Annotated in this window: 19 protein-coding genes; 9 read left to right on the top strand and 10 right to left on the bottom strand. The window is 59.0% G+C overall.

Translation table 11 applies throughout. From position 1 onward, the window contains the following. Nucleotides 1-18 precede the first annotated feature (18 nt). Together QWI16_RS07115 and cysE are read left to right on the top strand one after the other, a co-directional pair. Nucleotides 19-711: an HAD family hydrolase gene (locus QWI16_RS07115; protein WP_302712094.1), complete on the top strand. Its 693-nt coding sequence runs from the start codon at nucleotides 19-21 to the stop codon at nucleotides 709-711. A gap of 29 nt (nucleotides 712-740) precedes the next feature. Then, complete coding sequence (cysE, locus tag QWI16_RS07110) at nucleotides 741-1,538, top strand: serine O-acetyltransferase (RefSeq protein WP_370659920.1); 798 nt, start codon at nucleotides 741-743, stop codon at nucleotides 1,536-1,538. A 4-nt stretch (nucleotides 1,539-1,542) separates the two neighbouring features. Here cysE and QWI16_RS07105 read toward each other — a convergent pair whose 3' ends face one another. Continuing rightward, complete coding sequence (locus tag QWI16_RS07105) at nucleotides 1,543-1,770, bottom strand: hypothetical protein (RefSeq protein WP_302712093.1); 228 nt, start codon at nucleotides 1,768-1,770, stop codon at nucleotides 1,543-1,545. Between the two features lie 215 nt (nucleotides 1,771-1,985). On the opposite strand from QWI16_RS07105, the gene QWI16_RS07100 reads away from it, so the two are divergent. Then, nucleotides 1,986-2,702 (top strand): hypothetical protein, encoded by a 717-nt coding sequence (locus QWI16_RS07100; protein WP_302712092.1) that lies wholly within the window; start codon nucleotides 1,986-1,988, stop codon nucleotides 2,700-2,702. Between the two features lie 58 nt (nucleotides 2,703-2,760). On the opposite strand, the gene ppa is transcribed toward QWI16_RS07100, so the two are convergent. Together ppa and QWI16_RS07090 are read right to left on the bottom strand one after the other, a co-directional pair. Then, a complete protein-coding gene (gene ppa / locus QWI16_RS07095; protein WP_302712091.1) occupies nucleotides 2,761-3,291 on the bottom strand; it encodes an inorganic diphosphatase in 531 nt (176 codons plus the stop codon). A gap of 75 nt (nucleotides 3,292-3,366) precedes the next feature. Further along, entirely contained in the window at nucleotides 3,367-4,197 is an 831-nt protein-coding gene (locus QWI16_RS07090) for an FHA domain-containing protein (protein WP_302712090.1), read from the bottom strand. Between the two features lie 197 nt (nucleotides 4,198-4,394). Between QWI16_RS07090 and QWI16_RS07085 the strand changes: the two genes are divergently transcribed. Beyond that, nucleotides 4,395-4,700, top strand: coding sequence for an Rdx family protein (locus tag QWI16_RS07085; RefSeq protein WP_302712089.1), 306 nt, complete (start codon nucleotides 4,395-4,397; stop codon nucleotides 4,698-4,700). A 69-nt stretch (nucleotides 4,701-4,769) separates the two neighbouring features. Continuing rightward, the gene (locus tag QWI16_RS07080) at nucleotides 4,770-7,334 is read left to right on the top strand and encodes an efflux RND transporter permease subunit (protein WP_302712088.1); all 2,565 of its coding nucleotides are present in this window, start codon (nucleotides 4,770-4,772) and stop codon (nucleotides 7,332-7,334) included. A gap of 191 nt (nucleotides 7,335-7,525) precedes the next feature. On the opposite strand, the gene QWI16_RS07075 is transcribed toward QWI16_RS07080, so the two are convergent. The 7 genes from QWI16_RS07075 to leuS all read right to left on the bottom strand — a co-directional run bounded on the left by QWI16_RS07075 (nucleotide 7,526) and on the right by leuS (nucleotide 15,115). After that, on the bottom strand, nucleotides 7,526-8,059 hold the full coding sequence (locus tag QWI16_RS07075; protein WP_302712087.1) for a GNAT family N-acetyltransferase: 534 nt from the start codon (nucleotides 8,057-8,059) through the stop codon (nucleotides 7,526-7,528). Nucleotides 8,060-8,115: 56 nt separating this feature from the next. Beyond that, complete coding sequence (locus QWI16_RS07070) at nucleotides 8,116-8,982, bottom strand: DUF3014 domain-containing protein (RefSeq protein ID WP_302712086.1); 867 nt, start codon at nucleotides 8,980-8,982, stop codon at nucleotides 8,116-8,118. Between the two features lie 164 nt (nucleotides 8,983-9,146). Beyond that, complete coding sequence (locus tag QWI16_RS07065) at nucleotides 9,147-10,265, bottom strand: SGNH/GDSL hydrolase family protein (protein ID WP_302712085.1); 1,119 nt, start codon at nucleotides 10,263-10,265, stop codon at nucleotides 9,147-9,149. 3 nt (nucleotides 10,266-10,268) lie between these two features. Then, entirely contained in the window at nucleotides 10,269-11,030 is a 762-nt protein-coding gene (locus QWI16_RS07060) for a GDSL-type esterase/lipase family protein (protein ID WP_302712084.1), read from the bottom strand. 47 nt (nucleotides 11,031-11,077) lie between these two features. Further along, a complete protein-coding gene (holA, locus tag QWI16_RS07055; protein ID WP_302712083.1) occupies nucleotides 11,078-12,127 on the bottom strand; it encodes a DNA polymerase III subunit delta in 1,050 nt (349 codons plus the stop codon). Then, on the bottom strand, nucleotides 12,128-12,637 hold the full coding sequence (locus QWI16_RS07050) for an LPS-assembly lipoprotein LptE (protein ID WP_302712082.1): 510 nt from the start codon (nucleotides 12,635-12,637) through the stop codon (nucleotides 12,128-12,130). It abuts the gene before it with no gap. 15 nt (nucleotides 12,638-12,652) lie between these two features. Further along, nucleotides 12,653-15,115: a leucine--tRNA ligase gene (gene leuS, locus QWI16_RS07045; protein ID WP_302712081.1), complete on the bottom strand. Its 2,463-nt coding sequence runs from the start codon at nucleotides 15,113-15,115 to the stop codon at nucleotides 12,653-12,655. Nucleotides 15,116-15,346: 231 nt separating this feature from the next. Between leuS and rplU the strand changes: the two genes are divergently transcribed. From rplU to proB, 4 genes are all read left to right on the top strand, one after another. Further along, nucleotides 15,347-15,658 (top strand): 50S ribosomal protein L21, encoded by a 312-nt coding sequence (gene rplU / locus QWI16_RS07040; protein WP_302712080.1) that lies wholly within the window; start codon nucleotides 15,347-15,349, stop codon nucleotides 15,656-15,658. Nucleotides 15,659-15,672: 14 nt separating this feature from the next. After that, nucleotides 15,673-15,930: a 50S ribosomal protein L27 gene (gene rpmA / locus QWI16_RS07035; RefSeq protein WP_302712079.1), complete on the top strand. Its 258-nt coding sequence runs from the start codon at nucleotides 15,673-15,675 to the stop codon at nucleotides 15,928-15,930. A gap of 182 nt (nucleotides 15,931-16,112) precedes the next feature. Then, nucleotides 16,113-17,309 (top strand): Obg family GTPase CgtA, encoded by a 1,197-nt coding sequence (gene cgtA / locus QWI16_RS07030; protein WP_302712078.1) that lies wholly within the window; start codon nucleotides 16,113-16,115, stop codon nucleotides 17,307-17,309. Nucleotides 17,310-17,338: 29 nt separating this feature from the next. Continuing rightward, on the top strand, nucleotides 17,339-18,469 hold the full coding sequence (proB, locus tag QWI16_RS07025) for a glutamate 5-kinase (RefSeq protein WP_302712077.1): 1,131 nt from the start codon (nucleotides 17,339-17,341) through the stop codon (nucleotides 18,467-18,469). Nucleotides 18,470-18,509 lie beyond the last annotated feature (40 nt).

Here is an 18,509-nt window from a genome sequence, read left to right as displayed (position 1 = left end):
CGGAGGTCACAGGGCGCTATGCTGGTAATTTTCGACTGCGACGGTGTGTTGGTCGATACAGAAACGGTCAGTGCCAGGGTGCTGCGCGATTGCCTCAAGCCTCTGGGGGTGCATATCACTATCAGCGAAGTCTTTGCCCTGTTTCGCGGTAAATCTATCGCTGTGTGCGCCGATCAAGTGGCCGCACTTCTGGCCGATAGTGAACCCTATTGCAGCTGGCCGGTGAATGAGCGGGACGACTTTGCTCGCGAGTTTTGGAGCAAAGTGCAAACGGAAACCCTGCGCGCGTTTGAAGCCGGCGTCGAACCGATTGACGGCGTCAAAGCATTGCTGCAGTCGCTGCGCGAGCGCAACATTGCCTTTTGCGTGGCCTCCAATGGCCGGCACGAAAAAATGCGGCTGTCGCTCACCCAGGCGGGCTTGATCGATTACTTTCCCTCCCACCGTTTTAGCGCCACCGACGTGGCAGAGGGTAAGCCCGCGCCCGATCTGTTTTTGTACGCTGCGCAGAAAATGAAAGTCTTGCCCGCTGATTGCGTGGTGATTGAAGACTCCCCCAGTGGCGCGCGCGCGGCCAGGTTGGCCGGCATGAAATTATTCGGCTACTGCCCGCCGGATGACACCGGGCAAGTGGACAGGCGCACTCAAAAACTGCTGGAGCAGGAGGGCGCACAACTGTTCCGGCATATGGATGAATTGCTTGGTATGTGAGAGCATGGGGCCTCGGAAAGGAGGAGCCTTTGTTGCAACCTGTGCAAACCCCCATCGATATCTGGCATAGCATCCGCCTTGAGGCGGCAGAGCTTGCCGCCCGCGAACCAGCGCTGGCGAGCTTTTACCACGCCAGCATTCTCAATCACGACTCACTGGCCGATACCGTCAGTTTTCACCTGGCTAATCTGCTCGACAGTCAGGCCTTGCCGGCGATGTCCATGCGGGAAGTTTTTCTGCAGGCGCTTGCAGCCGATGCTCGTATAGAGCTGGCGCTGTGTCGAGACATTGAAGCCTACTGCGAGCGGGATCCTGCGTGTAACCAGTACTTGATGCCGCTGCTCTACTTTAAGGGTTTTCAGGCGCTGCAATCCTACCGTTTTGCCCACTGGCTCTGGGGGCAGGGGCGCACTTGCCTGGCGCTCTATCTGCAAAACCGTATCTCCCAAACCTTTGGGGTGGACATTCATCCGGCGGCCCGCATGGGCAGTGGCATTATGATCGACCACGCCACGGGAGTGGTGATCGGCGAAACGGCTGTGGTGGGCGACGATGTGTCCATGTTGCACGCGGTTACGCTTGGAGGCAGCGGCAATGCCAAAGGGGACAGGCACCCCAAGATCGGCCGCGGCGTGTTGATCAGTGCCGGGGCGAAGATCCTTGGCAATATTGACATCGGCGAGTGCGCCAAAATTGGCGCCGGCAGTGTGGTGCTTGAGCCTGTCCCCGCCCATGCCACCGCGGTGGGCGTACCTGCTATTGTTGTGGGGCGCGCGGCTTCCGAAGAGCCCGCCCGCGATATGAATCACTCGTTCGGGGATGACTAAAACTCTAGTGCGGCCGGTGTTCCTCGTGGCTCAGGCTGCGGGTCAGGCACTCGAGTACCTCCGTTCGGGTCTCAAGCATCATGCGGTAGGCGGCCAGCAACTGGTCGTTGCAGCGAGGCTCGTTCTCCAGATGGACAATTTTGCGGTTGAGCGCCGCAATATCCCTCTCCACCCGATGTTTTACCGAGTGTTTGGCCGAGTGATCGTGAAACTGGCTGACGGCTTTACGCATTGTGCATGACCCCGCTTCCGTGTTCGGCCCCTGTGGGTTGTTCAGTATGGAAGCAATGAGGAGGGCTCTCCAGTGATTTTCCAGAACGATTTTTCACAAAAACGTCGTCTTCAGGGGAGCTTTTTGCATGAGTCAATGGGGGCGGGCGCTGACGGCGGGCTTGCCCCTGAAAAGACGTGCTAAGATAGCTCGAACAAGAGTTCAGCGAGCGTGTTATGGAAGAGTCGGGCAAAACCTTTGATATTGTGTTTCGCGGGGATATCGTCCTCGGGCACTCCCTCGATACGGTGAAGCAGCGTCTGCAACAGTTGTTTAAGGCTGATACTGCCAAGATTGACGCATTGTTCATCGGCCGGCCGGTACCGCTTAAGCGTAATCTGGATGAAGCGACGGCGAAAAAGTATCAGGCCGTGTTGCAAAAGGCGGGCGCCGAGGTGTCTTTGGTACCCGCCGGCAGTCAGACCCCGTCAGCGGCGCCCCAGCGTCCGGCGCCGGTACGCGGTCTCTCGCTTGCCCCAGTGGGGAGCAATTTGTTGCGCCCCACCGAGCGGAGTAAAGCCCCTGTCGTGAATATCGATGTGTCCACCCTGAGTCTGCGGCCTGCCGGTGAGCGCTTGTTGGACTCAGCGGAGGTGAAAACGGCGCCCGTGCCAGTAGTTGCCCCCGACTTTGATCTGGCCGCAGCGGGCGAGGATCTGATCCGCGCGGAGGACCGTTACGATCTCCCCTTGCCGGAGCTGGACATCGAGGATTGGGGGTTGTCGGAGGTGGGAGAACCTCTGCTCAAGCCCGAGGAGCAGAGCCGCCCGGCGGCGGTGAAGGTGACGGAGCTGACGGTGGACCTGGCACCGGTTGGCAGTGATCTAGGTCAGATCAAGCGGGAAAAAACCGCTGTGGTGCCGGATGTCAGCCGCCTGAAACTGGAGGACTGACTCCGGCCTAACGGGCCTGCTAACGACTTGACGCCGCGCAGCAGACCCGCAAAAAAAATCAGCCTTTGTTGTAGCGCTCGACCGATTCGGTGATTTCTTTGCGGGCGGCTTCAACGCCTTCCCAGCCATCCACCTTCACCCACTTGCCGGCTTCCAGATCCTTGTAGCGCTCAAAGAAGTGCTCAATGGATTTCAGGGTAATTTCCGGCACATCGTCTACAGATTTTACCTTGGTGTAGAGCGGGGTCACTTTGTCTACCGGGACGGCCAGTACTTTGGCGTCTTCGCCGGATTCGTCGGTCATTTTCAGCACGCCAATGGGGCGACAGCGAATCACTGAGCCAGGCATAAGGGCGTGGTTGAGCAGGACCAGCACGTCCACCGGGTCGCCGTCGCCACACAGGGTGTGGGGGACATAGCCATAGTTGCAAGGGTAGTGCATGGAGGTGCCCAGAATACGGTCGACGAAGACGGCGTCGCTGTCTTTGTCCACTTCGTACTTGATGGGCTCGCCATTCATGGGGATTTCGATGATGACGTTCATATCATCCGGCAGGTTTTTACCGGAGGGGACTTTGTCAAAACTCATAGCACAGTTTCCGCGTAGTCGTTGAAAAGGAGTGGTTAAAAAGTGGCGGGATTCTACCACATACTCCAGCGATGCTCAGCGCAACAGCAGAAAGATGAGTACGGCCAGTAGCAGGGCGCAGGCACCCAGCCAGGGCCAGAAGTTGAACCCGCGTCCCTCGCGGTAGGTGGGCTCCATACGGTTGCCTGGGGAGGTTGGGCGGGTCTTCCAGCGCTTTGGGGCATCGCTGGTGGTTTTGCGCTCCACGGTCTTGGTAAATTCCGGCAGTGGGCTGCGCACCTGGGTCTTTTCCCGGTCATCGCCCGGGCTGACAATACGAAAGCTGTACACATCCACTCGCAGCCGATCGCCATTGTGCGCCAGATCGTCCTCGACGGGCTGATCATTGAGGTAAGTGCCATTGGCCGAGCCCAGGTCGCGTACCCGCAGAGAACTGCCGACCACCGACAGCTCGACATGTCGGCGTGAGAGGTGGGTGCCGGAAATGGTGATGTCACATTCGCTCGCCCGGCCAATCACGCAGCGCTGGTCCCGGGGGATGGTAAAGGTCTGCCCGGTCAGCCAGCTGCCGTCGGCAATCAGCTGCCAGCTGCCCCTGTTGGATTGGCGGCGGGTGTCGGCGTGGGTCAGGGGCAGAACTTCAAATTGCGCCGAGCCGAGGCGAATCACGTCGCCTGGGTGCAGCTCTTTCTGTGTTACTCGCTGGCCGTTGACAAAACAGCCGCTGCTACTGGTGTTGTCTTTTAGGGTAATCTTGCCCTCGGCGTTGACCAGGCGGGCGTGGACGGGATCGATGTTGGGCTCTATGAGCACAAGATTGTTATCCGGGGCGCTGCCGATGCTGTAGAGTTTTTCGACAATCAGGACGGGTGGGTGCGGCTTGTCCTGGCGTTGCAATTTCAGCATGATTCCTACCGATCGCTCACTAAAGGCTGTTCACACTATTGGCGCTGAGTCACCACCGGCGCTCTTCATTCAGGTGTGAACAGGCCCCGGCCAATTTACCAATAGTAACACTTTTGCTGCGCTTTGAGCAGAAAACGAACAGCGGAATTGTTACCTAAAGTGAAGGTCTGAAAGGCTCTATTGTAGAGGAAACCCCAATGCCCTTTGACGATTTTTCTGCACCGCCCGCCGCCCGTGTACGGGTGGTGATTCACTACTGTAACCTGTGCCGCTGGATGCTGCGCGCGGCTTGGCTGGCGCAGGAGCTTTTGAGCAGTTTTCCCGATGAGCTTGATGAGGTCAGCTTGCACCCGGGCGATGGTGGCGTCTTCGCCGTCTGGCTCGGCGACGAGTTGGTGTGGGAGCGCCAGCGCGACGGTGGTTTCCCGGAGGCCAAGGTGCTCAAGCAACGCATTCGCGACCGTGTCAATCCCGAGCGCGAGCTGGGACACAGCGATCGCTAATTGCCGGGCCTTCGCGCATAATGTCGCCTCGTCGCCTGATATTCGACACAAGGAGCTGTACCTTTCGCCATGAACGTCTTAACCTCTGCTTATGATGCGCTGATTACCCGTTATCCGCGCTGGACCATCGCCGCCTTGCTGGCTCTGACGGTGATTGCGGCGCTCGGGCTGCCCAACTTTAAGCTGGACGCTTCGGCCGATTCGCTGACCCTGGAAAGCGATCAGTCGCTGGACTATTTCCGCGAGATCAATAAACGCTATCAGAGCGGCGACTTTCTGGTGGTGACCTATACCCCCAAGGCGCCCATGTTTTCCGATGAGTCCCTCGACACCCTCAAACAGCTGCAGGACGAGCTGGCCAGCGTCGATGGGGTGAACAGCGTCAACTCCATTCTTACTGTGCCACTGTTGTACAGCCCGATCCGCTCGCTGGCCGAGCAGCAGGAATCCACCCGCACACTGCTCACACCCGGTGTCGACCCCCAAATGGCCCGCCAGGAGTTTCTCGAAAGCCCGATCTACCGTGACACTCTGCTCTCTGATGATGGCCAAACCACGGCCTTGCAGCTCAACCTGCGGGTGGATAATCGCTACATTGAATTGGTGCGCGAACGCGATGCGCTGCGCGCCAAGCGCAACCGCGAGGGCTTGAGTGAACCTGAAGAGCAGCGCTTGGAAGATGTCAGTGCCGAGTTTCTCGCCTACCGCACCCAGGCAACCGCCGAAAGTCACGCGCGGGTGGAGACTGTGCGCCAGATCCTCAGCGATTATGACGACTCTGCCGAGGTGTTTCTCGGTGGTGTGAGCATGATCACCGCCGATATGATTGCGTTTATCCGCAGTGACCTGGTGGTGTTTGGCACCGCCATCGTGGTGTTTATTGTGCTGATGCTGGCGCTGATTTTCCGCCAATTGCGCTTTGTTGTCTTACCCCTGGCGGTGTGCCTGATGGCGGTGGTGAGTGTGCTGGGGCTGCTCAGCTGGATTGACTGGCGCCTGACCGTGATCTCCTCCAATTTTGTTGCGCTGCTGCTGATTATGACGCTGGCCATTACCATTCATCTGGTGGTGCGCTTTCGCGAGTTGCACGCGCGCCACCCCGAGTGGGAGCAGCGCGAGCTGGTACTGGCGACCGCGCGGCAAATGGCCAAACCCTGCCTCTATACCGCACTGACCACCATCGTCGCTTTTGTCTCCTTGGTGGTGAGCGACATCCGCCCGGTCATCGACTTTGGCTGGATGATGACCATTGGTCTGAGTTACGCGCTGGTCCTGGCTTTCTTACTGCTGCCCGCAGCGTTGATGGTACTGAAAAAAGGCGAGCCCAAAGACAAGGGTGATCAGTCCGCCGCTACCACTTTGCGGTTTTCGAGTATCGCCGAGAAGCACGGCACCAAGGTGATTGCCATTGCTCTGGTGGCCGCTGCTGTCAGTGGTTATGGCATTACTCAGCTCGAAGTGGAAAATCGCTTTATCGACTATTTCCATGAAGACACCGAGATCTACCAGGGCATGTCGGTGATCGATCGTCAACTGGGTGGCACCGTCAGCCTGGACATTATTCTCAATGCGCCTACCGAGCCGGCGGTTAAGTCGGAGCCCGCCGCTGACAGCGCAAGTGGCGAAGAGGTTGAGGAAGACCCCTTCGGCTTTGACGAGCCTTTTGCTGCCGAGCAGTCGGCCGCGGGCGACGAATTTGATGATCCCTTTGGTGGCGACCCTTTTGCCGAGCAGCAGTCCGACAACATAGAAAGCGCCTGGTTTAACCCCGTTGGCCTGGATACCGTGGGCCAGTTGCACCGTTATCTGGAATCGCTGCCCGAAGTGGGCAAGGTGCAGTCGCTCTACACCATGTATCAGGTGGCCCAGGACATCAACGGCGGCGCGCTCAACAACTTTGAGCTAGGTGTGATGCGCAATATGCTCTCGGAGGATATTCGCGGCTTTTTGGTGGCGCCCTACTTGGATGACGAAAACCGCCAGACCCGCATTACGCTGCGCGTAAAGGAAACCAGCCCTGAGCTCAAACGCGCCGAGCTGGTGGAAAAAATTCGTGCCTACGCCATCGATGAGGTGGGCCTCGCGCCCGAGCAAGTGCACTTTACCGGCATGCTGGTGCTCTACAACAACATGCTGCAGAGTCTGTTTACCTCGCAAATTGTCACTCTCGGCGCGGTATTTCTCGGCATTATGTTGATGTTCCTGATTCTGTTCCGCTCGCTCACCATCGCGATTATCTCGCTGCTGCCCAATCTGCTCGCGGCCAGCGTGGTCCTCGGAGGCATGGGCCTCTACGGCATCCCGCTGGATATGATGACCATCACCATTGCCGCCATCACCGTCGGGGTGGGAGTGGATCACGCCATTCATTACCTCTATCGCTTTCGCGACGAGCTGGCGCGCACCGGCAACTATGTGCAGGCCATGCACAACTCTCACGCCTCCATCGGCCGGGCCATGTACTACACCGCCGTGATTATTATTGTCGGCTTTTCCATACTGGCGTTGTCGGAGTTTATTCCCTCCATCTACTTTGGACTGTTAACGGCGCTGGCCATGTTCGCCGCCATCCTGGGATCTCTGACCCTCTTGCCTAAGTTGGTGTTATTGACGAAGCCTTTTGGTAAAGAGTGACCTTTACCCTGAATTAGTACCAGTTATTCGATGAGATTCATTATATAATCAAATGAATTTCAAGGGGCAGCCCTTACAGTTTGCAATGCGTTTATGCAGTAAGCGTTATGTGATTAGTAGGGCCCGATCCCAATGCTTCAAAAATATTTGTATCAATCCGTGATGGAGTCGTGGGTGGTTGCGCTGTTGCGTTATTTGCGAAGGTGAAACACAAGCCCGTCTATTTCTTTTCCTGCCTTAGTAATGGAGCAGGGTTTTTCGGACCGGAAGCCATTTTTGATAAGGACTCTTTGCGAGGCCATATTGCCCTTCATGACTCGTGCGATCACAAGTGGAGAGGCGCTTAATTCTGGTTCGGATTTTAGCAGTTGCTTAAGCGCTTGTGAGGCAATTCCCGCGCCCCAGTAGGGGCGTCCGACCCAGTAACCGATTTCCATGTTTCCATCGTTGTTCTCCCAGTAAGAAACACAGCCTAAGAGTTTACCCTCGGTGATGATCGCGAAAGGTTGACGCAGCGGGTCGGCATGGGTTTTTTTGATCCAGGACTTTGCATCCCCTAGTTGATAGGGGTGAGGGATGTTTGACGTCCAGCTTGCCACCTCTGGGTGACCGGCGAGCTCTGCGATTCGGGGTGCATCCTTTAAAGCAATGGGGCGCAGATACAAGCGTCCCACATCCTCGATTTCTTTGCTTAGGTAATGATCCATCGCCGTCCAGAAAACCATTTGCTATGCATAAAAAAGGGCCGGAAAAATCCAGCCCTTTAGGTTTTTCTTGCCGCTTATTGCGCCTCTAGCGCTCTTTTAAACTCGCGAAGATAGGCTTCGACCTTTTCCCGATTATCCGGGCCGATGCGCAACATCAGTTTTTGTGGCTCGGGCAAGGCTTCCAGTTCCGGATCGGCGTATTTGTACATCACCGCCGGGCGTTTCAAGGTGAAAGGGCCCTCCACATCCGGGGTGGCGAGCAGGTTATCGACCGCTTGCAGCAGTGCGTCGCGAAAACTGCCTTCTAGGCCTTGCTCGGCGTAGGCTTCTTCAAACATTGGTTCCAGTGAGCGGTAGGTGGCGGCCAGGGTGGCGGGCTCTACCGACTGCATCAGAGCGATGTGCTTGTTGTAGCGCTGATAGTTTTCTTCTGTCAGCCGGTATTCCGGCTCGGGACCGCCGGCGGTTTGGGTGATGCCCATGGTGGGCAGGGGCGAAAGCACTGGGCGGTACTGGTTGACCAGACGGTTTTCCGAAACGCCGATGACCGCGCGCACGGTTTTGCGCACCACTTCCTCGGGGACGACGAGGTTGAGCAGCTCGGGCTTTTGGATATCGCTTTGCAGTTGCTCAGCGACAAAGTCGTCGCTCTCGTTCAGTGGTGGCAGCTCCACTTTGGGTTCTGGAATGGGTTCGGGCGCCGGTGGTTCAACCACTTCGGGCTCGGGCGCAGGTTGAGGCTCGGGCTCGGGTTCTGGGGCCGGTTCGGGTTTTGGTGCGGGCGCGGGTACAGCAGGCACGGGGGCGGTAGGTGCGGCTGTTACCGGCTCGGGTTCGGTTTGCCGGGTGTTGTACCAGTAGATAAAGCCGGCCAGAAGGGCAATAAGCACCAGCACCACAATGATTACCGGCACGTTGCTGGACGATCTGCTGTCGTTCATAAACTCTACCTGACTCCTAATGACACTAACGTTAGTGTGCAATTTTGCCTGATGCAAGCTTGAGGAACCTCTGATCAATGTCCGGACTGGCGAAAATTAATCAGAGGTTCATTCACTTTGCGTCAGCCGCAATGCCAATACAAGCCTTGGAATGTTATTTATCGTTATGGTTCAGCTTTTTTTGCGTCATGCCTCTCAATTGCCTGTACAGGCCCGTTCAATTGCTCCAGTAATGCATTGGCCATGGCCCGATGTTGGGCCCCGGTGGGGTGCGCGTCGCATGAATCACCCGGGTAGTAAGGCGATTCCAGTTGATGCAGGCGCGGAGAGTCGATTTCGGCGACAGCTTGCGCAATGTACTCCCGCAGTCGGGTTTTTTGCGGGCGCGCCGGATCTGCCTGATCGTTGACGATGGAGCCCTCGGTGAGTGCGACTATCGCTTCGGGGTAAAGCGCCAGTAAGCGTTCGGCGAAGTGTACGTATGCGCCGACAAACGTGTCCTGCTCGGGCAAGGCGCCGATACCGAGGTTGAAGTCGTTGGTGCCCAGGGAGACGAGGATAATATCCGGTACAAATGCCTGCAGATCGGCAGCGGGACCGCCTTGTTCGGCGATGGCGAGATCGAAAAACTGCGGCGCCTGTAGCTCATCGGTCCTGCCATTCCAGCTGCGAATCAGACCCCGCCCGCCGTAACACACCAATTGGGTTTCTGCATGGAGTGCACGGCCCATTAGCATGCCATAGGCATCGCCGGCGCCCGGTTCTCTGGGGTGAGTTTTGCAGTCGCCCTCTTGGGGTGTATAGACGCCCTCGCCACAGGTGACCGAGTCGCCAATCACCAGCAGTTTGCGCTCCGGAGCCGGAGGCGGCGGTAAAAAATCGCCCCCGGTGAGATGAAAGCCTTCCAGCGTGACAATGCCGCGCCAGGTTTCGGACTCATGCCTGATCCGCAGGGTATGCGGCCCCTTGGCATCCTGCAGCAGCGGGTAACGTTCGGGGGTGTCAGAGAGGCGTATGCGCCTGGGCTCGCCGTCATCGACGGTAACGGAGAGGACGCTGCCCGCTTTGGTGCTGTGAGCGGTCATGCCGAGCGTGCCGCCGGAGACGCGCACCGTGGCACTGACCGCTGGGTAACCAAAGCGCACCGCGCCTTGCTCGGCGATCTCGCGGCCGCTCCAGCGTATGAGGGTATGGTCGGCTGCCAGAGTTTTCTCCGGCGGCGTCTCTGCATGGCCGTTGCTAACGGCCGATAGCAGCAACAAAATGACAGGCCAGTAGCGCATGGTTTACTCCTGTTCCAGCGCCGCTTTAACCGGCGGCAAAAGCTCGTCCAGCCAGAGGGCGTAGCCCGCCGCACTGGGATGCAGGTAGTCGCCCATGATCTCCTTGCTGATGCGGCCGTCCTTTTGCAAAAACCGCTCGCCAAAGTCGTAATAGCTGACCCGTGAATGGTCCTCTGCAAGTGTGCGGATCAGTCGGTTACTGGCGATCACCCAATCGCGCTCGGCCGTGTTGGGCCTCTCGCCAAACGGGAGTATGCCCTGGAGTATGACCTGGGCGTTGGGGTAGGCGTTGAGGGCGCGCTCAAGTACCGCCTTTACTCCGGCATAGGTGTCTTCGGGTGTGGCTTTGTGGTGCAGGTAGTTGTTGACGCCGGCCATAAGCACCACCAGCTGCGGGTCCAGTTGCTCTACATTGCCGTGGTCAAAACGCCAGAGCATGTTCTGGGTCAGGTCGCCGCCAATGGCGAAGTTGACCGCCCCCAAAGGCGCAAAGTGCTGCTCCCAGAGCTTGTGGTTCCAATCCTGAGTGATGGAGTCGCCAAGAAAGACGACGCGGGCCTGGCCCTGCTCGGCCAGAGCGACATCGTCCGCATGGCGCTGGTACCAGCTCGACAGGCTCATCCAGGAGAACTGTTGGGTTCGCGGTACGGGCTGAGTCGAGCGTGGCTGTTCGGCAAGTGCGACCGTACCGGCAAGGCACGACAGCAGGAAGAAACCGGTTACAGATAGCGGCTTTATCAGGCGTTTGAAAGCGGTGTCAATCATGGTGTGGCTCTCTTTATTGTAAAGGCGAATGTTATCGAGTGATGGGTTCAGAGCTTGAGGCCCAGATGAACATTGGCTGGCTTCAGGCTGGCCGTGCCGGCGAGGTTGAGGACCAGATCCAGAAGCTCATCCCAGGGGTCGGCGTTGCGCATACCTTTGATGGCGCGATCGATACCGCTGGCCTGGCGCAGCAGCAGTTGCAGCTGTGGCGCTTTGAGCCGGCGCAGGGCGTTGCCAGCCAGGCCCTGGCGCTTGGTCCAGATGCCCGCCTGTTTCATGGTCCAGTCCGGGTGGCGGCCCTGGCCGAGCAGGTGGGCGGCTTGCAGCAATTGACGTATGTCGCGGGTCAGCGCCCAGAGGATGGCCGGCGCCTCTGTGCCCTCGGTTTTCAGGCCCTGCAGGCTTTTCACCGCGCCCCGGGCATCGCCGGCCAGGGCTTTGTCTGCCAGGCCAAAGACATCGTAGCGCGCGCTGTCGGCCACCACCGAGGCCATCAGCTCGGCGCCGACCTTGCCCTCCGGCGCCAGTAGCTTGAGCTTTTCGATTTCCTGCACGGCGGCCAGCAGGTTGCCCTCAATGCGCGAGGCGAGCAACTCAATGGCGGTGGAATCCGTTTCCAGCCCGGCCTGTTTCAGGCGCTGGCCAATCCAGCGGGGCAGCTGCGGCGGGTCGATGGGCCAGACGGGCAGGTGCACACCTGCGCTTTCCAGGGCTTTGTACCATTTGCTGCGGGTGGCGGTGGCGTCCAGTTTGCCGGTGACGATCAGCAGCAGGTTGTCTTCCGAAGGCGCGGCGGCGTACTCGCCCAGGGCCCGGGCGCCTTTGTCGCCGGGCTTGCCGTTGGGAATGCGCAGTTCGATGATTTTTTTGCTGGCAAACAGCGACAGGCTGCTGGCGGCGTTGTGCAGTAGGGCCCAGTCAAAGCCGGCGTCAACGTGATGCAGCTCGCGCTCATCAAAACCCTGGTGGCGGGCCGCGGCCCGTATGCTGTCGCAGGCTTCCTGCACCAGCAGAGGCTCATCGCCGCTGACCAGATACACAGGTGCCAGGCGTTCGCCCAGTGCGCGGCCGAGCTGGTCGGGGCGCAGCTTGGCCATTTAGGGTTCCCGCCCGGTATTGGCCCCGGGGGCGTCCCGCAGGCTAAAGTACAGGCGCCGCATCAGCTGTTGCACCAGTTCGCGGCGCATTTCCCGCTCCAGTAGGTCCTGTTCGCGTTCGAGGCCGGTGGGGTCACTGGCATCGAAAGAGCGAATGACTTGAGCGGTGCTGGCGGGGGCGAGCAGCGTACCCGCGCTGTCGTACAGCTGATAGTCGAGCTCGAGGGTGAGTTCAAAGGCGGCCGCCAGACTGTCCGAACCCACGCCGACGGTGCGCTTTGTCAAGGATTCGTCGCCAAGTATCAGTGTGTGCCCGGCCTCGGCGGGCGGCTCTACCACGGCGATGCCTTGGCGGGCCAGGGCTTGCTCAAGCTCACGCTGCAGCTCGGTGTGCTCCTCGCTCGCCTCTATACGCAGGTGGTTGATGTCGAGTGGCGGCATCAGTTCGCCGCGCAACTGCCAGCCGCAACCGGCGAGTAGGATCAGCAGGGCGGCCAGCAGAGGTCTCATAGGCAGTTTCCGCAATCAGTTGGCAACAATGTTGACCAGTTTGTTGGGCACGACGATGACCTTGCGCACGGTAACACCTTCGAGAAAACGCTGGACGTTTTTCTGGGCCAGGGCCAGGGCTTCGACGTCGGCTTTTTCGGCGTCTATCGGCGCCTGTACCTTATCGCGGACTTTGCCGTTGACCTGCACTACCACCTCAATGCTGGAGCGCTTGAGCGCTGCCTCATCGACCGCGGGGAAGGGGGTATCCAGCGGAATGCTGCCGGAGCCAAGCGCGGACCAGAGTGCCTGGGCGATGTGCGGCACGATAGGGGCCAGCATCAGCACGACCGCCTCCAGCGCTTCGCGTTCGACGGCGAGGGTTTCCGGGCTTGCCCTGTCGGCGAGCTTGCCGACCTCATTCATCAGCTCCATGACGGCGGCAATGGCGGTATTAAAGGTTTGCCGGCGGCCGTAATCGTCGGTGACCTTGGCGATGGTCTCGTGGGTTTTGCGGCGCAGGTCCCGCTGGGCATCGTTCAGCGCGTCAGCGTTGAGTTTGCCCGGCGTGCCGGCGGCCAGATGGCCGTGCACACTCTTCCACAGGCGGCGCAAAAAGCGGTGAGCCCCCTCGACGCCCGAGTCGCTCCACTCCATGCTCTGCTCCGGCGGTGCGGCGAACATGGAAAACAGACGCACGGTGTCGGCGCCGTACTGCTCAATCAGCTCGGCCGGGTCGACGGTGTTGCCCTTGGACTTACTCATCTTCGCGCCGTCTTTCAGAACCATGCCCTGACACAGCAGGCGCTCAAAAGGCTCGTCGCACTCCACCAGCCCCTCGTCGCGCATCAGCTTGTGAAAGAAGCGGGCATAGAGCAGGTGCAAGATGGCGTGTTCGATACCGCCCACGTATTGGTCTACCGGCAGCCAGTAGTTGGCCGCGTCGGAGTCCAGCATGCCGTCGGCAAAATTGGGGCAGGTATAACGGGCGTAGTACCAGGAGGACTCCATAAAGGTGTCGAAGGTGTCCGTCTCGCGCTCCACCTGTTTGCCGTCGATTTCGGCTTTGCGCCATTCGGGGTCTGCCTTAATGGGCGACTGCACGCCGTCCATCACCACGTCTTCCGGCAGCAACACCGGCAGCTTGTCCGCCGGCACGGGAATCTCACCGCCGCCCGGTAAATTGAACATCGGGATGGGGGCACCCCAGTAGCGCTGACGGGATACGCCCCAATCGCGCAAACGATAGTTGGTTTGCACCTTGCCTTTTTTCGCGGCTTTTAAGGTCTGGGCGATGGCGTCGAAGGCGGCTTTGAAGTCCAGGCCATCGTACTCGCCGGAGTTGACCAGTATGCCTTGATCGACAAACGCCTCTTTCTCCAGATCGATGGCACTGCCGTCTTGCGGCGCGATCACCTGACTGATGGGAAGCTCGTATTTTTGTGCGAATTCAAAGTCGCGCTGGTCGTGGGCGGGCACGGCCATAACAGCGCCCGAACCGTAATCCATGAGCACGTAGTTGGCGATCCAAACGGGCACTTCTTCGCCGGTAATGGGGTGCAGGGCCTTGAGGCCGGTATCCATGCCTTTCTTTTCCATATTGGCCATATCGGCTTCGGCCACCGACTGCTCTTTACAGGCCTGGACAAAGGCGGCGATCTCGGCGTTGCCTTCGGCCAGCTGCTGGGCGATGGGGTGCTCGGCGGCCAGACTGACATAGCTGACACCCATTAGAGTGTCCGGGCGGGTGGTATAGACCTCAAAACCCGTGTGCTCGCCCAGCTTCTGCGCCAGGTCAAAGCGCATCTCGATGCCGCGGCTCTTGCCAATCCAGTTGCGCTGCATGGTCTTGACCTGCTCGGGCCAGTGGGGCAGCTTGTTCAGATCCTGCAGCAGCTCTTCGGCGTAGGCGGTGATACGGATGAACCACTGCGGAATTTCTTTGCGTTCAATGACAGCGCCGGAGCGCCAGCCGCGCCCATCAATGACCTGCTCGTTAGCAAGCACCGTCTGATCCACCGGGTCCCAGTTGACCGTGGCCATTTTCTTGTACACCAGCCCCTTTTCGTAGAGCCGGGTAAAGAACCACTGCTCCCAGCGGTAGTAGTCGCTGCGGCACGTGGCCAGCTCGCGGCTCCAGTCGAAACCAAAGCCCAGCTGCTTGAGTTGGCCTTTCATGTACTCGACGTTGGAGTAGGTCCATTTGGCCGGCGCTGTATTGTTCTTAATGGCGGCGTTTTCCGCCGGCAGGCCGAAGGCGTCCCAGCCCATTGGGTGGAGAACGTTTTTCCCCTGCATGCGCTGAAAGCGGGCGATAACGTCAGATATGGTGTAGTTGCGAACGTGCCCCATGTGCAGTTTGCCGCTGGGGTAGGGGAACATGGCCAGGCAATAGAATTTCTCGCGGCTGGTGTCCTCGTTAACGGCAAAACTCTGGTGTTCTTCCCAATGGCTCTGGGCTTGGGATTCCACCTCGGCGGGGTGATAGTGCTCTTGCATTGTGGGCTGTGATTCCCTGCGGTTAAGGGTGATAATTAAAGACCGGGCATTATAGGGGCTAGGTCGCATCATACCAAGGGTTGGACTGTGCAAATAATCCCTAAAAACGGTTGATTTGACCCCTGCTTTGCCCTAAAATCGCCGCCCCTAACGCTATTGATACGGCGCAAGTGCCCGAAACACGCGGTGTGGCCGCGTTACTTCGTGCCGTCCAAGACCATTGGAGCAATTATGTACGCAATTTTTGAAAGCGGTGGCAAGCAGCATCGTGTGGTGGAAGGTGAAACCCTGAAGCTCGAAAAAATCGAAGTCGCCACCGGCGAGAAAATCGAATTTGACAAGGTGTATCTGGTCGCCAACGGTGACGACGTAAAAATCGGTGCACCCGTGGTAGACGGAGCCAAAGTGACTGCCGAGGTGGTAAACCACGGCCGTGCGGACAAGGTGAAAATCATCAAATTCCGTCGTCGCAAGCACTCCATGAAACGTCAGGGCCACCGTCAGTGGTTCACTGAAGTGAAAATCACCGGTATTAAAGGTTAAGCAGGAGATTACTCATGGCTCACAAAAAAGCAGGCGGTAGTACACGCAACGGTCGCGATTCGGAAAGTAAACGCCTTGGTGTCAAGCGCTTTGGTGGCGAAGCAGTCTCGGCTGGCTCAATCATTGTTCGTCAGCGCGGCACCCAGTTTCACCCGGGTGTAAACGTTGGTGTGGGTAAAGACCACACTCTGTTTGCCAAAGCAGACGGAAAAGTAAAATTTGAAACCAAAGGTGACAAAAACCGCCGTTTCGTGTCTATCGAAACCGCGTAAGTCACTTACGGCAGGCTGCTTGTCAGCCTTCGGCGCAAGCCGGCAAATAAAGAGCCCCGTCGATCAGCGATGGGGCTTTTTTTGTTGGTGTAAACTGTAAATGAACGGCAGCTCGCTGCTGCCGCTAGCGCTCCCGTTTATGGGGGCTTGATGTGGTTGGAATAAACTGAACGGGGATTACCGTGAAATTTGTTGATGAGGCGCCCATAGTGGTCGAGGCCGGTCGCGGCGGCAATGGCTGCCTGAGTTTTCGACGGGAAAAATTCATCGCCAAGGGCGGCCCTGATGGCGGCGACGGCGGCGATGGCGGCAGTGTGTTTCTGCGCGCCGATGAAAACCTCAATACCCTGGTGGATTATCGCTATACCCGGCGCTTTCGCGCCCAGAGTGGCGAGTCGGGCCGTGGCAAAGACTGCCGCGGCAAAAGCGGTGAAGACCTCACCCTGCCTGTACCTATTGGCACCACAGTGATTGATAAAGACACTGGTGAGACTCTGGGCGATCTGACCGAGGCCGGTCAGATTCTCAAAGTGGCGCAGGGCGGCTTTCACGGCCTGGGCAACACCCGCTTTAAGTCCAGCACCAACCGCGCGCCCAGGCAGACGACGCCGGGCAGTGAGGGCGAGGTGCGCAATATCAAGCTGGAAATGAAAGTGCTGGCTGACGTCGGGCTGCTCGGCTTGCCCAATGCCGGCAAGAGCACCTTGATTCGTTCGGTGAGTTCGGCCAAGCCCAAAGTGGCCGATTACCCCTTTACCACTCTGGTGCCCAACCTCGGTGTGGTCAAGGTGCAGGAACATCGCAGTTTTGTTGTCGCCGACATCCCCGGTGTGATTGAGGGCGCGGCGGCAGGCGCGGGCCTCGGCATTCGCTTTCTCAAACACCTCACCCGTTGTCGCGTGCTCTTGCATGTGGTGGATGTGGCGCCGCCGGACGGCTCAAGCCCGGTGGACAATGTGCGCGCTATCGTCAGGGAACTTGAGACTTTCAGCCCCCATCTGGCCAAGCGTGAGCGCTGGCTGGTGCTCAACAAAATCGACCTCTTGCCCCTCGAAGAGCGCGAGGCAATTTGCCAGAGTATCACCGAGCAATTGAATTGGCAGGCGCCGGTGTACCAGGTTGCAGCAGCAAGCGGTCTGGGCACTGACGCCCTGGCCTCGGCGCTGATGAGTCACCTGGAAGCGCTTTGGCTGACCGAGCGCGAAGACGAAGAGGCCCGGCAAGCTGAAGAGGCGTTTCAAGCGGCGATGCAAGCCGAAGTACGCGAGCGTATCGAATCGCTGCGCGAGCAGCATCGGGCGGCGCGCAAAGCTCACAAGGCTGACGGCGACGACGATGATGATGACGACGATGACGTGGAAGTGGTCTACATGCCCTGAGCATGGCGCAGGTGGAGAAGAGCAACTCAATGACAAGACGTCAGGATATTACCCGCGCCCGGCGCTGGGTGGTCAAAATAGGTAGCGCGCTGTTAACCAATGACGGCAAGGGCCTGGATTACGCCGGTATCGCTCACTGGGTGGAGCAGATGGCCGAGCTGAGAAAGCGCGACATCGAACTGGTGCTGGTGTCCTCCGGTGCCGTGGCCGCGGGCATGACCCGGCTGGGTTGGAGTGAGCGCCCCCGGGAGATTCATCGCTTGCAGGCGGCTGCGGCCGTCGGGCAAATGGGTTTGATACAAAATTACGAGGCGGAGTTTACCCGCTACGGTTTGCATACGGCGCAGGTGCTGCTGGACCATGACGATTTGTCCTCGCGCGAGCGCTACCTCAACGCCCGCTCGACCCTCACCACGCTGCTGGATTTGGGCGTGGTACCGGTGGTCAATGAAAACGATACCGTGGTGACGGACGAGATTCGCTTTGGCGATAACGACACTCTCGGCGCCCTGGTCGCGAACCTGGTGGACGCGGATTTGCTGGTGATCATGACCGATCAAAGCGGCATGTATAACGCCGACCCGCGCAGTAATCCGGCGGCGGAGTTGATCAGTGAGATGGCTGCGGCCGACACCAGTCTGGACGCCATGGCGGGCGATGGGGGCAGCCTCGGTCGCGGCGGCATGATCACCAAAGTGCGCGCCGCTCGGGTGGCTGCGCGCTCCGGCGCCGATACCATTATTGTCGGCGGCCGGCAGGACTCGGTACTGACCCGGCTCGCCAGCGGCGAGGCCTTGGGTACCTATCTTTGGGCGGACCAGCAACCTCAGGCCGCGCGCAAGCGCTGGATCGCCGGTCACCTGCAAACCCGGGGCACTCTGGTGTTGGACGAGGGCGCGGTCAGCGTTTTAACCGGCAAGGGCAGAAGCTTGTTACCCGTGGGCGTGAGAGAAGTGCGGGGCGATTTTACCCGGGGCGAGCTGGTGATCTGCACCGACGCCGAGGGGCGGGAAGTCGCCCGCGGCCTGTCCAATTATCACGCCTTTGAAGCGCGAAAAATCATTGGCAAGGCCAGCTATAAAATCGGGGAGATTCTCGGGTATCAGGGTGAGGAAGAACTGATTCACCGCGACAATATGGTATTGACCCGCCGCCTTTAAGCGCTGTGGTATTATCCTCGACCTGGCTTGTGGCCCGGCC

Source organism: Gilvimarinus algae (genome assembly GCF_030518215.1).
GTDB classification, from domain to species: domain Bacteria; phylum Pseudomonadota; class Gammaproteobacteria; order Pseudomonadales; family Cellvibrionaceae; genus Gilvimarinus; species Gilvimarinus algae.
Note: the sequence above shows the minus strand (reverse complement) of the source record. Positions and strands in the feature narration are given on the sequence as shown.

Bases quoted from the DNA above. Each gene is read 5' to 3' on its own strand.
- QWI16_RS07115 (WP_302712094.1), top strand. From the start codon at position 19: ATGCTGGTAATTTTCGACTGCGACGGTGTGTTGGTCGATACAGAAACG.
- QWI16_RS07105 (WP_302712093.1), bottom strand. From the start codon at position 1,770: ATGCGTAAAGCCGTCAGCCAGTTTCACGATCACTCGGCCAAACACTCG.
- QWI16_RS07100 (WP_302712092.1), top strand. From the start codon at position 1,986: ATGGAAGAGTCGGGCAAAACCTTTGATATTGTGTTTCGCGGGGATATC.
- ppa (WP_302712091.1), bottom strand. From the start codon at position 3,291: ATGAGTTTTGACAAAGTCCCCTCCGGTAAAAACCTGCCGGATGATATG.
- QWI16_RS07090 (WP_302712090.1), bottom strand. From the start codon at position 4,197: ATGCTGAAATTGCAACGCCAGGACAAGCCGCACCCACCCGTCCTGATT.
- QWI16_RS07085 (WP_302712089.1), top strand. From the start codon at position 4,395: ATGCCCTTTGACGATTTTTCTGCACCGCCCGCCGCCCGTGTACGGGTG.
- QWI16_RS07080 (WP_302712088.1), top strand. From the start codon at position 4,770: ATGAACGTCTTAACCTCTGCTTATGATGCGCTGATTACCCGTTATCCG.
- QWI16_RS07075 (WP_302712087.1), bottom strand. From the start codon at position 8,059: ATGGTTTTCTGGACGGCGATGGATCATTACCTAAGCAAAGAAATCGAG.
- QWI16_RS07070 (WP_302712086.1), bottom strand. From the start codon at position 8,982: ATGAACGACAGCAGATCGTCCAGCAACGTGCCGGTAATCATTGTGGTG.
- QWI16_RS07065 (WP_302712085.1), bottom strand. From the start codon at position 10,265: ATGCGCTACTGGCCTGTCATTTTGTTGCTGCTATCGGCCGTTAGCAAC.
- QWI16_RS07060 (WP_302712084.1), bottom strand. From the start codon at position 11,030: ATGATTGACACCGCTTTCAAACGCCTGATAAAGCCGCTATCTGTAACC.
- holA (WP_302712083.1), bottom strand. From the start codon at position 12,127: ATGGCCAAGCTGCGCCCCGACCAGCTCGGCCGCGCACTGGGCGAACGC.
- QWI16_RS07050 (WP_302712082.1), bottom strand. From the start codon at position 12,637: ATGAGACCTCTGCTGGCCGCCCTGCTGATCCTACTCGCCGGTTGCGGC.
- leuS (WP_302712081.1), bottom strand. From the start codon at position 15,115: ATGCAAGAGCACTATCACCCCGCCGAGGTGGAATCCCAAGCCCAGAGC.
- rplU (WP_302712080.1), top strand. From the start codon at position 15,347: ATGTACGCAATTTTTGAAAGCGGTGGCAAGCAGCATCGTGTGGTGGAA.
- rpmA (WP_302712079.1), top strand. From the start codon at position 15,673: ATGGCTCACAAAAAAGCAGGCGGTAGTACACGCAACGGTCGCGATTCG.
- proB (WP_302712077.1), top strand. From the start codon at position 17,339: ATGACAAGACGTCAGGATATTACCCGCGCCCGGCGCTGGGTGGTCAAA.